This is a genomic window from Salinivibrio sp. VYel1 (assembly GCF_009377945.1).
GTDB classification, from domain to species: domain Bacteria; phylum Pseudomonadota; class Gammaproteobacteria; order Enterobacterales; family Vibrionaceae; genus Salinivibrio; species Salinivibrio siamensis.
The window spans coordinates 1-13,261 of the sequence record NZ_RSAM01000005.1; the positions used below are offsets into that span (position 1 = coordinate 1).

Here is a 13,261-nt window from a genome sequence, read left to right on the forward strand (position 1 = left end):
ATCGTCACCATTTCAAGTTCATATTGGTGTGGAGAAGGTTCTTGAAGCATACCGGAGCATCCCTATTGCGACACTCCTATTAGATCAAAGGTCTAGCTCGAAAGCTAGACCTTTGTCAGCAGTCTGAGGCGCCTTTGTGGCGCCTTTTTCATTGTGAGTTCTTCCTCTGCTTTTCCGTTCCTACCTCGTCATCTTCTTCACGAACACCACCACAAAGAGCGCCATGGTAAAGCTCCCCAGAAATGCCTCAAAAGCAGCAATAAAGCGAGCAAAGCCAGACGGTGTAATATCGCCATATCCTAGGGTGGTAAAGGTCACCACGCTGAAATACAGCGCATTCAGCAACTCATAAAAGCGGGCTTCGACGCCAGTCAGATCCGGATAAATCGGGTTGGCTTGTGTGGTACCCAGCGCAAAATACGCCAGCGCACAAGACGCAATCACTAATACGGAAAAAATCACTACCCGTAACGGATCCTCACCGTAACCACAAAACAAATCGACCGTCTTCGATAGTGCGCGCTGAAAGCCGAGCTTCGGCATCTGATAACGGCGAAACCGCATTTCCTTTTTGAAAAAATATCCCGCTACATCAAACAGCTCTTGTTTTTCACATTGTTTGCGGATGTTGCGGCATACCTCTTCCGATTCTTGGAACAAAGATTGACGCCGAGACGGATCCTTTTCCAAAAAAGCCAACCGCTCTTGCTTAAGTTGCGCTCCCCAATCGACATTTTCGAGCCCCGTGCGCGCCATATCCGCCCCCAATAAATTGCTGCCATCGAGACGGGTACAATTAAGGTTGGCGCGCAGTAAATTGGCTTTCATTAGCGACGCATTGCGTAAGTCCAGGCCAAAGCAATGCGCTTCGGTTAAATTCGCACGATAGAAATCCGCACCTTGGCAGGAGTAACCTTGCTTGTTACCACGATTGACCAAATGAATGTCAGTCAAGTTGGTGCGCGCCAGCTGAAAACCATCCAGTGGCCGGCCCGAAGCTGCCCACGCTTCTACATCCGCTTTTACGTCATGGTGTCGCTTGTCAATGTTAGGATCATGCCAATAGCAAAGACCGGACTCACCCGCTTGCTGATCACATTGCCACCCATTTCGCGCTTTAAACCCACATACTTTACCGCTCATCGCTCGCCCTCCTATTTCTATTTTAGAAAGGACGTGCCAACTCGCCAGCGAACATGCCGTTCAATCAAGGGAGAGGGAAAGCAAATAACTAAGACGAGGAGTCGTCGTTTAGTTCATCGAACAAAGAAGGTTGGTAAGGCAGGGGCTCTGCGTCTAAAGCCGCATCTTGCGCCTGTTTTCTTTTCGCACGCAAGATGCGCAGGTAACGCTGATGGCAAAGGCGGACGACATTGCGTTTTTGCTCGTTGGTAAACGTATACCAGTGAACACGCTCGTCGCGGCTGCGAAAGCATCCTTTGCAATAGCCTTTATTGTTGACCTGACAGATGCCTTTACACGGGTTCGGCACCTCGAAAAAATCGAGCTGTTCCACGTCGACCTCCCTGCTGATTCTTTCATTCAAGCGGGTGGGCAACGAAATTGCAAATTTAGATTAAAACAACCCCAGTTGCGGCAGCGCCAACGTATCAAACTCTTTGCCAATAAAAGGTAAAATACCGTCAGCAATCGGCTTAAGCTGTTTATCGATATAGTGCTGATAGTCAATTGGACTACGCAAATAATCGCAGGGTTCCGGGCCATTTACCGTGATCACGTATTCTATCCAACCACCACGCTGATATTGCTCGGGACGCCCAAGTTTACGGTTTTCGCTCTCTGCCATCCGCGCCGCGCGCACGTGCGGTGGCACATTTTTTTGATACTCCGCCAAGGGTCGGCGCAGCCGTTTGCGATAGACCAATGCATCGTCATGCTCACCCTGATTGGTACGCTCGACAATCTCACGAATAAACCCGTCTACCTCGTCACCATCAAACACACGTTGGTATAACTGTTTTTGGAAAGTTTGTGCCAACGGGGTCCAATCGGTACGAACGGTTTCTAACCCCTTAAACACCAGTGTTGCCTCGCCAGACTGTCTGTCTACTACGCGGCCGGCGTAGCGCTTTTTACTGCCCGTTTCTTGACCCCGAATGGTGGGCATGAGAAAGCGTTGGTAATGGGTTTCGTATTCGATTTCTAAGGCCGAGTCTAACCCATATGTGTCGCGTAAATGGCTTTGCCACCAGCGATTGATTTCACTCACTAATTGCTGACCAATACGGTCCGCTTGTTCGCTCGATTGCTCACCACCCAAGGACACAAACGTCGAGTCCGTATCGCCATATATGACCTCAAAGCCCTGCGCCTCAATCAATTCACGGGTGGTTTTCATGATTTCATGGCCACGCATGGTAATCGACGATGCCAAACGATGATCAAAAAACCGGCACCCTTGTGAGCCCAGCACCCCATAAAAGGAATTCATTATGATTTTTATCGCTTGTGAAAAAGCTTTTTCACCGGCTTTTTTTGCCCGGTCGCGGGCTTGCCACAAATCATCAATCAAGGCGGGGAGATAATGTTTTTCACGATGAAAGACGCCGCCTCGAAAGCCTGGCACCGTGTCCGCGTCCTGCCCTGCCTCTTGCGCTTTAAGTCCTTCGATAAGCCCCAAGGGATCGATAAGGAAGGTGCGGATAATAGAGGGATACAGCGATTTGAAGTCCAAGACCAACACCGAGTGGTACAACCCAGGCTTTGAGTCCATCACATAACCGCCGGGGCTTGCTATCCACCCTTCACTGGCAAGGTTAGGCGCCACATATCCCGATCGGTGCAGGCGTGGTAAAAACAAGTTGGTAAAGGCCGCTACCGAGCCCCCTACACGGTCAAGCTCCACCCCGGTTAACCGCGATCGTTCAATGAGAAAGTCGAGTAAATGGGTGTGAGCAAATATACGGTTGACTAAAACACAGTCTTGTAAGTTGTAGGTGGCCAGTGCGACTTTGTCGTGATGAAACATGCGATTGATGGAGGCCATGCGATCATGGGGATTATCAATCGCTTTTCCCTCTCCCAATAACGTTTGTGCAACCGCCTCTAGCGCCCATGAACGAAACCCATAAGTCGCGGTTTTTAGTGCGTCGATACCATCAATCACCACCCGCCCCGACAAACTGATAAAGCCAGGTTTATTGCTCCCCCCATCCCGCCAATAAGCTCGCTCTCCGCCACGCCCAAGACGTAGATCACGTTGATAGATGTGGGCGCGCTTCACAAGCAAGCGAAAGTCAAAATCAATCACATTCCAACCCACCACAACGTCAGGATCGTAATAGGCAAACCATCTTTCTAGCGCGCTCAGTAATGCTTCTTCGTCATCGACCCACTCTATCCAATCAGGGGCATTGTCTTGCGGGCTGCCCACCATGATCACTCGGCTATCTTTTTCACTCGCGAGTCCCACTGAATAAAGTTGCCCTTTTTGTGAGCATTCAATATCCAAAGACACATGATGCAATGTGGGGGTGTAGTCTGCTTGTTTCGCTTTGCCTTGCGTCACCTCTAGGTAACCTTGGCGTTGACGTGCTTGACCGGTGAACAACAAGCTGCCACAAATGTACCGCTCCATTAAATAGCGGTCGGCGAGCCGAATATCCCCTTCATACAAAGGAATAGCCGCCCCGCTTATCACCCTCTGCCCCTCTTGCGCGCGCTTCACACTACTGAAATAACAAGCCGCCACGGGGGTGTGTTGAAAGGTGGATAATGACACCGCTTTACAGTAAGCATGAGGATCAACCGATGGGAGTAAAGCATCCACTCGCGCTTTTTCTTCTTGAGGCACAAAAAACACGCTTTGCTGATCATCAATACACAGCTTTACGGGACCATCTGGCGTCGATAGCCACAGTACAATCGACGTGGTTTGGCCGCGATCACGCTGTTGGCGCGTGATCACGAAGCCTTGCTGCATGTAGGACGAAGAGAGTGAGGACACAGGCGTTATCACGGTTGCATTGTGTAGGTCATGTGTTCAGTGTAACAAACCCCACCAACCACTGTATAGATAAACAGCCCTAAGTAAGTTGGTCGGGATCCTCAGCGCGCCCGGCAACACCAATGACAACTACCCCAACCACCACGACCACAGCCGCGCTAGTGAGTCGCATATTCATCATGCTACTTTGATCCCAAGCCACCAGACCCATTAAGGCGAGCAAGACGGCCACCCAAACGAGCTGTTGTGCCAACAATCTCTGGGTTGATGCCATCATACGCCAAAATACCCCAGCAGCGAACACAAACAATGCACCAGCAAGGACAGCAAACCCAACACCGCGCAGAGAAAGAAAACCATTGGGTAAGGTAAAGATGATTAGGGGCAGCACCAACAATAAACTCATCCGTAAACTGGTCGCCACGATGACGTCAGCTTGATGAGCACCTTGGGTCACTTGTAGCCAAAAACTCGCCCATGCAGCACCACTAATCAGCCCTAGCACCATGCCTAACGGACTGGGGGCATACATGCCCGGCGCGAGTAAATATCCCAGTCCCGCGAAAATCAACATTAACCCCATCCACAACCAATGTTGATGCGTTGAACGGGATACCAGCCCCAAGACACCTTGCACACTCGCCACCACGACCAATCCCAAGGTGGCGATATCAAGTAATCGGCAGGCGAATACCGCGCTGGTCACCGCCAGGAAAAGCAAGCCTGCAAGGCGCCATGTGGTAAAATGCGGCATTTGACGCGAGGCGAGAGCTTCCCCTTGCCAACGGTTGGCCACGTCCTTTAGCGGGGAAAATCGCTGCCCTACCAACGCCATGACGGCGGCAGATAACAACCAAAGGCCAATGTAACTGGCCGGATCAATCCATTGATTAATCACACGGCGGCCCACCTCGGCATTGATCACCGCAACCACAACCACCACTAACGCGCCAATGACACGATTCGCTCTTTTCATTCGTCCTCATACCTTATTACTGATTCTTTCAACAAGACCGAACGCAGCCACCCATTCTTTCAACCCTTTGTTGTCTCTTGCGGACGCGATACAATACGCGTTTGTTCGTTTCCGGGAAGTATGCATGTCAGATCCGAAAAGCAAAGCGCTCAAAAAAATTGCTAAGTGTCTCGAGCTCAGCAATTCCGCCAATGTGAATGAGGCAGCGCAGGCGATCAAAATGGCCGAGCGGCTGATGCGTAAGCATGGTCTCGACCAGGACGACATTGACTTCATCAGCATGGGCAAAACGCGCTCAGAAAAGCTATTACCCGCTTCAATTGGCCAATCGATCTTAAAAATCATTCGCGGTATCAATAGCCGGTTTGGGGTGGAGTGTGTGCTCGTCAATCACAAGGGGCTAAAGCAGGCCGAGTTTATTGGTGATGCAGACCGTGCCATCTTTGCGGCCTTTGCCTTCGATGTGGTCTATCGTGATATGAATGAACATATCGGCCAGTTTCGCAATAGCTTTGCAGGCACAGGCACCAGTACGCAAGAGGTGACGCGGCGCGTACAGTCATTTACCACAGGCTGGCTTGAGGGCGCGCTCGATAAACTTCCTCAGCTTGACGCGCGTGATAGCGACGACAAAATCAAAAGCTATATCGATAAAGAGTTCGCCAATATTGACCGCGAGACCTTTAAGCAGCAACTGAAAGAAGCCATGGCGGCCATGACAGATGACTACGAGCGTGGAATGAAAAAGGGCCGCGAAATCTCAGTCAGCCGCCCTGTGAATGGGCAAGGCCCACAAAAGCGCCTGACGGGGACCCGAAAGTCATAACCTTGATGAATCACAGGCCGGCTTATGTCCGGCCTTTGTCAGCACTTTCCCATCAATAAGACACCTGTGTTAAACACGTCAAATCATGGTCAAATCGCTTCTCGCCTATTGTGTTACACGCCTCTCAGGTCTAGCCTAGGATCCACGTCACGTTATCAATGGCTATTGGCGCTGCCCGCTGGCAGTCCAGTTGCTATGAGCTAATGTGAGCCTATAACAAGCAGCAAATGCGTAAAATAATTCTTCATATCCTTACTGAGGAGACAGTGGCATGAAAAAAATAGTGACAAGCCTAGGGTTATTAATCGCGGTGGCACCTACCGCCTATGCACAGCAAGACAGTGGCCTATATATGGGTGGCCGCATTGGTCCTTCGTTTTTAGAAGATAGCTGTGTGACTGACACCGATTGCGGAGATTCAGAGCTCGGCGCGGGGATAATCACCGGGTATGATTTCAACGATTGGTTTGCGCTCGAAGGCACCTATGATTACTTAGGCCGCTTTGATACCGCATTTGACCAATCAGGTACCACTGTTGGCGCCTCGGGCGATCTGACTGCGTTGACACTTGCGCCCAAGTTTTCTTATCACTTCAAACCTGATACGGCGCTTTACGGTAAGCTTGGTGGCGCCATGTGGGACTTTAATAGCAACGCCGGCGATCGTGATGATGTGTCACTGATGGGTGCGTTAGGTGTCGATCACCAAGCGACTGAAAAACTTAACGTTCGCCTTGAATATCAGCACATCAACGATATGGATGATGGCTACTTCTCAAGCGTCGATAACAATTTGGTCACTGTCGGTATGACGTATCACTTTGGACGCACTAACCACGAGCCAATGCCAGAGCCGATGGTTGAAGAGCCAGTGATGGAAGAGCCAGAGCCTGCACCAGAGCCACAACCCGTGGTTGAACCACAATCAATCGTGCTCTCGGAAGCCGGCGAAACCGAAATGTTTGGTTTTGATAAAGCCACACTCTCTGACCAAGCGGCGGCATCATTACAACCGCTGGTTGACCGCTTACTTCGCCACGAACAAGCCACCGCGACGATTGTGGGTCACACGGATAGCAAAGGCCCAGCGGCTTACAACCAGAAACTGTCTGTTGAGCGCGCACAAGCGGTGGCAGATGTGTTCTTGGATGCGGGTATCGATGCGAGCCGCCTCACCGTCGAAGGCAAAGGCGAAGCCGATCCCATCGCCAGTAACAACACGCCGGAAGGACGCGCACAAAACCGCCGCGTTGAGGTTACCTCGCCCGAGATCGTGTACGTGGAAGTCAATTAACGCCACCCGCGCTTAAAATGACTTAAACGCCCAACAGGCCACCGTTTGAGCGGTGGCCTGTTTTGTTGTGCTCGCGAGATTAAAAATTGACGGAGGGCGCGACAACACCTTGTAAATGGTTCTGCATCAAACGGTCTATTTCGATTCTGTCTTGATCACTCACGCCCGCCACCCGCGGGTATCTTGGCGCTGAGCGATCGTTATGATAAGCGCCTTCCCATCCCTGAGTGGTGGTTAAAAAGGCGCGAGCAAAGTCCGTCGAATAGCGCAAACACCCTGCCATTACCGTATCCACATAGGATTGCGCAATCGGCTTATCTGCATCTGGGGCACGCCGTGCATCAGCAACGTATACATACACGGGACCATCCAGGATAACGTCTTCGGGCAAAACAATGTTTGATTCGGCTAACTGTAAACGCTGATAACCCGCTTCGCGCCGATCAAAATCGGGCAGTGATTCTGGGTCAATGTTTACCAATACCCCGTTGCATTCACCCTCCCCTTCAAGCACCACCAGCGGTGAGATAAATGCCTCACTCACATTGCTCCAGTGGCGGCTAAGTCCACTGACAGTCACCGGACAGGCCCACCCTGAGTCGCCTGTCAGCGCCCGTGAGGCTGGATTCATCAAACTCCCGTACCCAAATAGATACATGACGTTGCAAACTCCTTTATTGCATTCGCTGGCAGAACCAGAGGCGCTGCCTTGCTTTTCTCACTGAAATTGCCAGAATATCCGGCAATGTTGTCAACAAGGAAGTGATAATGGAACCACTCGATAAGCTGGAAGCACATTTTAAGCGCCTTTCGCATTTTCAGCACCTTGCCGCAATCTGCGGTTGGGATCAAGCCACCATGATGCCCAGCGGGGGCAGTCAAGCCCGTGCCGACGCCATGGCTGAATTGGCACTCTATACCCATCAGCAACTCACTACGCATGAACTGCATGACTGGTTTAGCGCGTTGGATGAACAACAAGACCGGCTCAATGACGCCCAACGGGCCAGCCTCAGAGAAATGAAGCGTCAGTGGCAACATGCCAGTGTACTCCCTGACACCTTAGTGAAGGCCAAATCCTTAGCCGGTGCCAAATGTGAACACGCCTGGCGACAGCAGCGTCAAAATAACGACTGGGACGGCTTCGCCAAAAATCTCAAAGAAGTAGTGGCACTCGCGCGCGAAGAAGCTCACATCCGAGCCGATCAAAAAAACTGCTCGCCCTATGACGCTTTACTGGATCTTTACGAGCCAGACATGACCGCTAGCCGCATCGATGAAGTGTTTGGCGAGCTTAAAACATGGCTACCAGACACCATTCAAGCGGTAGTGGATAAGCAAAGCCAGCAAACCACACGGTTGCCCGAAGGTCCCTTTGCAGAGGCTCAGCAAAAAGCCTTAGGCGAGAAAATGATGGCGCTGCTGGGTTTTGACTTCGAACATGGTCGATTAGACGTCAGCACTCATCCATTTTGTGGTGGCGTGCCAACCGATGTGCGCATTACTACCCGCTACGACGAGCAGGACTTTACCTCAGCATTAATGGGCGTGATCCATGAAACGGGGCATGCGCGCTATGAGCAAGGACTACCCAAACACCTTGCCGGCTTGCCGGTTGGCAAAGCGCGCTCAATGGGTGTGCATGAGAGTCAAAGCCTATTTTTTGAAATGCAGCTCGCCCGCAGTGAACCCTTCGCAACATTAATCTGTCAGCAAGCCAAGCAGGCCTTTAACCGCCAAGACGATCCCGCGTTTCAGGTCGAAAACCTCCACCGCGTGCTCACTCAGGTATCACCTGGCTATATCCGCGTCGACGCCGACGAGGTCACCTACCCCGCGCACATTATGCTGCGCTATGACATTGAACGCGATCTGATCAGTGGCAAGATGGAGGTCGAGCATATCCCTGAGCGCTGGGACAACGCAATGCAGCAATATCTTGGCCTCAGCACCGCCGGGAATTTCAAAAACGGCTGCATGCAAGATATCCACTGGACCGATGGCAGCTTTGGCTACTTCCCGACTTATACGCTAGGGGCCCTCTATGCCGCGCAATTGATGCAAGCGATGCGCCAGCAATTGGACGTGGATGGCATTATCGCCAGCGGCAATCTGTCACCGATATTTGATTGGCTGTCCCAACATATCTGGCAACGCGCCAGCACCACCTCAACCGATAACCTACTCAAAGACGCCACCGGCGAAACCCTCAATCCCACCCACTTCCGCGAGTATATTCAAGGGCGGTATTTGTAAGCCTCTCTACATTCCCCACGCCAGCCCAGCTGGCTTGGGTTTCTTCAGGTTAATCTGTTAATTCCATCACATTTCTGTACAATGCGCGCTCAGTCGTATTTATCTTTACACCCTCCTCGCTGGGCCGTGGATTTATCGCTTGTCATAAACGATACGGGCCTTGTTTGAGTACAGTCGCTAGGAAACTCTTTTGATTTCAATCGCCAATATCACCATGCAATTTGGTGCCGAGCCGCTATTCGAAAACATCTCTGCCAAATTTGGTAACGGAAACCGCTACGGGTTAATCGGTGCCAATGGTTGTGGCAAATCAACTCTGATGAAAATCATGAGTGGTGCGCTCACGCCTACCGCAGGCAATGTGTCCGTCACCCCAGGACAAACCTTGGGCGAGCTCAGCCAAGACCAATTTGCCTATGAGCAGTATTCAGTGATTGATACGGTGATGATGGGTGACCGCAAGCTGTGGGAAATCAAGCAAGAGCGAGAGCGCATTTATTCTCTGCCGGAAATGAGCGAAGAAGACGGTATGGCCGTGGCGGAACTAGAAAGCCAGTTCGCCGAAATGGGCGGTTACACCGCCGAGAGCCGCGCGGGCGACATTCTGCTACAAGCGGGTATTGCCGAAGAGCTTCACTTTGGCCTGATGGCGCAAGTGGCGCCGGGGTGGAAGTTGCGCGTGCTGCTTGCTCAAGCCCTGTTTGCCAATCCTGATATTTTGCTGTTGGATGAGCCAACCAACAACTTGGATATTCACACCATCAACTGGTTGGCCGGTGAGCTTCAGCAGCGCCAGTGCACCATGATTATCATTTCTCACGATCGTCATTTCCTTAACGCCACGTGCACACACATGGCCGATATCGATTTTGGTGAGCTTCGTGTTTACCCCGGCAACTACGATGACTTTGTCGCAGCATCCAGCTTGGCACGCGAGCAATTACTGGCCAGCAATGCCAAAAAAGAAGCCGAACTGAGTGAGCTGCAAGACTTTGTTAACCGTTTTGGGGCCAATGCCTCCAAAGCCAAACAGGCCAGCTCTCGTGCGAAACGCATGGAAAAAATCCAACTTGATGAAGTCAAAGCATCCAGTCGCGTGCACCCGTATATCCAATTTACGGAAAGTAAAAAGCTCCACCGTCAAGCGGTCGAATTGCGCGAGGTAGGCCATGCCTTTGACGATTCGCCCCTGTTCCGTGGTGGCCACTTCTTACTGGAAGCCGGCTCGCGTCTCGCCATTATCGGCGAAAACGGGGTGGGTAAATCAACGCTGCTACGCTGTTTGGTCGGTGAGCTTGCGCAAAGCGAAGGCACGATCAAATGGTCAGAGAACGCATCCATTGGTTACTGTGCGCAAGATAACAGCGCTGAGTTTGATAACGATCTCACCGTGTTTGAGTGGATGTCGCAGTGGCGTACGGCCAAGCACGATGATTTGATGGTTCGTGGCATTTTAGGCCGCTTACTGTTTTCGGCTGATGATGTGAATAAAAAAGCCAAAAGCTGTTCAGGGGGCGAGAAAAACCGCCTGATGTTTGGCAAATTGATGATGCAAGATATCAATGTGATTGTGATGGATGAGCCGACTAACCACATGGATATGGAAGCCATCGAATCTCTCAACAAAGGGCTAGAGCAATTCCCTGGCACCTTAATTTTTGTCAGCCACGACCGTGAATTTGTTTCCTCACTGGCCACCGACATTATTGAGATAAAAGATCAGCAATTGATCCACTTTAATGGCAGTTACGATGAGTACCTCGCCCATTTAGAAAAAGTGCGTGCCGTGGCTTAACGCTGAGACTCGCCAACACTTTGCCGCTGAGGTGCTTTATTTCAGCGGCGATCCTCGCTATACCTAGATCACGGTTCTCTTTTCTGCTTAATGGATGATCATGATGAAATACGCGGCGACCTTTCTGACGCTCTCAAGTCTTATTTTCGCAACACCAAGCTACGCACTGTTCGGCCAAGGCGATAAAACGACCGATGTGATGACGCAAATGGCGACGCAATTCGCGGATGACCAGGCCAGCCAATCTCCCCTTGTCCAGTCGATTACCGACCAAGTGGATGTAAGTTCAACGCAAGCCGCCGGCGGCGCTACTGCATTGTTAGCGATGGCAGCTAATAACCTCACCGGTAACAACCAACAAGAGCTTGCCAATCTCCGCCCCGATTTAACATCACTGTCTTCGCTACTTGGCGGTTCAGGCGTCAGCAGCGGCATTGGCTCCATCAGTGCATTATACGACGTCACACAGCAACTCGGGATTGACCCTGCAACGCTTCAACAATTTGTGCCCATTGTGCTTGAGTACCTTGGGCAACAAGGTGCCAGTCAAGGGTTGCTCAGTTCCCTTACCCAACTTTGGCCCTAACCTCACACTCGCTTTCCACACGCGGCCTTGAGGGTCGCGTGTTTATTTAACAAACCGGCAAGAAAAAAGCATCGAGACGCGTTATCATATCCGCCTTGTTGTTCAACGCCGTGTGATTATGCCTACCTTTTCTCTCTCTGCGATCCCCATCGGGATCCGCTATATGCTCCTCTCTGCACTCGGGTTCGCGCTCATGTCGGCCTGTGTGAAATATGTCAGCATCAACGGCATCCCAGTGTTTGAGATTGTGGCATCGCGAGCCTTGGTCTCGCTAATCATCAGTTATTCCGATGTCAGACGCAAAGGCCTATCACCTTGGGGCAACAACAAACCGTTACTTTTATTGCGCGGCGTATTGGGAACCATGGCATTGATGTGTGTGTATTATGCGGTAACGACGCTGCCACTCGCCGAAGCCACCGTGTTGCAATACACCCACCCAGTATTTACCGCCTTCCTAGGGCTCGTGCTGCTTAAAGAGCGTTTACAAGGGGCGACGTTAGTGTGTATCGCCCTGTGTTTAACCGGGCTCTATATTATGGTGCAACCTAACCTCAATGCATCCATTGACGATGCACTTCCTACCTTTAGCGTGGTAGTGGCGTTAATGGGCGCATTCGGCAGCTCGATTGCCTATGTGATTGTGCGCAAACTCAGTCGCACCGAAGACAGCTCAGTGATCATCTTGTATTTCCCCATGATCGCCTTACCGGTTTCCACCGTGCTGATGTGGCCGTCTTTTGTACTGCCCAGCCTGTCACTGACCTTGCTGTTGGTGTTAGTCGGCGTCTTTACCCAAGTTGGCCAATACGGCTTAACTAAAGCGATGCAAACCCAACAAGCGGGACAAGCCTCTGCCTACGCCTATATTCAAATCGTGTTCTCGACATTAATTGGGGTATGGATATTTAACGAAGTGCCCTCGATCTGGACATATATCGGTGGCGGGTTAATTGTCGCTGGCGCGTTGTTCAATGCCGTGGGACACCGCCTCTTTCGGCGACGTATCGTATAACACTCGCATATTCAAAGGTTTAATACGAGCAAAACTGGCTTCATTTGAGGCCAATTTTGGTTTGCGAAGCCTCCTTCGTCAATGGCATAAGCGCCAACTCGATCGTACAAGCTTGGTGTGATTTGCTCCGCGCGCCTCCGACATTGAGGCTAACGATTAACCTCGATCGTGACAGGCGCCCGTTGGCAATTTCCACATATCCAACACCGTGCTGGGGCTTGTGTCACCCACGCTGCCTATGCGGCAGTGAACCATCATGGCTAACATCGACGGCCAGCCGAATTTTTCTAAGCTGCCTGTGCGTAGAGATACAAGGTCGGACAAGCGCCAGTGCAATGTCAGCCATCTATTATCCAAGCGGACTGCGCGCCTCCGACATCGGCGCCAACGATTAACCTCGATCGTGACAGGCGCCCGTTGGCAATGTCCCCTATCCAACATAGTGTTGGGGCTTGTGTCATCGTCGCTGCCTGTGCGTAGATCGGACAAGCGCCAGTGCAATGTCAGCCATCTATTACCCAAGTGGACTGCGCGCCTCCGACATCG

At 51.4% G+C, this 13,261-nt stretch carries 11 protein-coding genes; 6 read left to right on the plus strand and 5 right to left on the minus strand.

The features are described from left to right. Window positions 1-180 precede the first annotated feature (180 nt). From EHW58_RS06060 to EHW58_RS06075, 4 genes are all read right to left on the minus strand, one after another. Complete coding sequence (locus EHW58_RS06060; RefSeq protein ID WP_152795377.1) at window positions 181-1,143, minus strand: ion channel; 963 nt, start codon at window positions 1,141-1,143, stop codon at window positions 181-183. An 88-nt stretch (window positions 1,144-1,231) separates the two neighbouring features. Next, window positions 1,232-1,516, minus strand: a complete 285-nt coding sequence (locus tag EHW58_RS06065; RefSeq protein WP_172969946.1) for a DUF1289 domain-containing protein — start codon at window positions 1,514-1,516, stop codon at window positions 1,232-1,234. A 60-nt stretch (window positions 1,517-1,576) separates the two neighbouring features. Further along, window positions 1,577-3,943: a DNA polymerase II gene (locus EHW58_RS06070; protein ID WP_152795612.1), complete on the minus strand. Its 2,367-nt coding sequence runs from the start codon at window positions 3,941-3,943 to the stop codon at window positions 1,577-1,579. Window positions 3,944-4,046: 103 nt separating this feature from the next. After that, entirely contained in the window at window positions 4,047-4,943 is an 897-nt protein-coding gene (locus EHW58_RS06075; RefSeq protein ID WP_152795381.1) for a hypothetical protein, read from the minus strand. Between the two features lie 124 nt (window positions 4,944-5,067). Between EHW58_RS06075 and EHW58_RS06080 the strand changes: the two genes are divergently transcribed. Both EHW58_RS06080 and EHW58_RS06085 read left to right on the plus strand, forming a co-directional pair. Beyond that, window positions 5,068-5,769 (plus strand): DUF2786 domain-containing protein, encoded by a 702-nt coding sequence (locus EHW58_RS06080; protein ID WP_152795383.1) that lies wholly within the window; start codon window positions 5,068-5,070, stop codon window positions 5,767-5,769. Window positions 5,770-6,040: 271 nt separating this feature from the next. Next, a complete protein-coding gene (locus tag EHW58_RS06085; RefSeq protein ID WP_152795385.1) occupies window positions 6,041-7,063 on the plus strand; it encodes an OmpA family protein in 1,023 nt (340 codons plus the stop codon). A gap of 79 nt (window positions 7,064-7,142) precedes the next feature. Here the strand turns inward: EHW58_RS06085 and EHW58_RS06090 are convergent, their stop codons facing one another. After that, the gene (locus EHW58_RS06090) at window positions 7,143-7,721 is read right to left on the minus strand and encodes a gamma-glutamylcyclotransferase family protein (RefSeq protein WP_152795387.1); all 579 of its coding nucleotides are present in this window, start codon (window positions 7,719-7,721) and stop codon (window positions 7,143-7,145) included. A 110-nt stretch (window positions 7,722-7,831) separates the two neighbouring features. Between EHW58_RS06090 and EHW58_RS06095 the strand changes: the two genes are divergently transcribed. From EHW58_RS06095 to EHW58_RS06110, 4 genes are all read left to right on the plus strand, one after another. After that, window positions 7,832-9,319 (plus strand): carboxypeptidase M32, encoded by a 1,488-nt coding sequence (locus EHW58_RS06095; protein WP_152795389.1) that lies wholly within the window; start codon window positions 7,832-7,834, stop codon window positions 9,317-9,319. 190 nt (window positions 9,320-9,509) lie between these two features. Next, entirely contained in the window at window positions 9,510-11,114 is a 1,605-nt protein-coding gene (locus EHW58_RS06100) for an ABC-F family ATPase (protein ID WP_152795391.1), read from the plus strand. 100 nt (window positions 11,115-11,214) lie between these two features. Then, the gene (locus EHW58_RS06105; protein WP_227986286.1) at window positions 11,215-11,700 is read left to right on the plus strand and encodes a DUF2780 domain-containing protein; all 486 of its coding nucleotides are present in this window, start codon (window positions 11,215-11,217) and stop codon (window positions 11,698-11,700) included. A gap of 118 nt (window positions 11,701-11,818) precedes the next feature. Beyond that, the gene (locus EHW58_RS06110) at window positions 11,819-12,715 is read left to right on the plus strand and encodes a DMT family transporter (RefSeq protein ID WP_152795393.1); all 897 of its coding nucleotides are present in this window, start codon (window positions 11,819-11,821) and stop codon (window positions 12,713-12,715) included. The last annotated feature ends 546 nt before the right edge of the window (window positions 12,716-13,261 follow it).

Bases quoted from the DNA above. Each gene is read 5' to 3' on its own strand.
- EHW58_RS06060 (WP_152795377.1), bottom strand. From the start codon at position 1,143: ATGAGCGGTAAAGTATGTGGGTTTAAAGCGCGAAATGGGTGGCAATGT.
- EHW58_RS06070 (WP_152795612.1), bottom strand. From the start codon at position 3,943: ATGCAGCAAGGCTTCGTGATCACGCGCCAACAGCGTGATCGCGGCCAA.
- EHW58_RS06075 (WP_152795381.1), bottom strand. From the start codon at position 4,943: ATGAAAAGAGCGAATCGTGTCATTGGCGCGTTAGTGGTGGTTGTGGTT.
- EHW58_RS06080 (WP_152795383.1), top strand. From the start codon at position 5,068: ATGTCAGATCCGAAAAGCAAAGCGCTCAAAAAAATTGCTAAGTGTCTC.
- EHW58_RS06085 (WP_152795385.1), top strand. From the start codon at position 6,041: ATGAAAAAAATAGTGACAAGCCTAGGGTTATTAATCGCGGTGGCACCT.
- EHW58_RS06090 (WP_152795387.1), bottom strand. From the start codon at position 7,721: ATGTATCTATTTGGGTACGGGAGTTTGATGAATCCAGCCTCACGGGCG.
- EHW58_RS06095 (WP_152795389.1), top strand. From the start codon at position 7,832: ATGGAACCACTCGATAAGCTGGAAGCACATTTTAAGCGCCTTTCGCAT.
- EHW58_RS06105 (WP_227986286.1), top strand. From the start codon at position 11,215: ATGATGAAATACGCGGCGACCTTTCTGACGCTCTCAAGTCTTATTTTC.
- EHW58_RS06110 (WP_152795393.1), top strand. From the start codon at position 11,819: ATGCCTACCTTTTCTCTCTCTGCGATCCCCATCGGGATCCGCTATATG.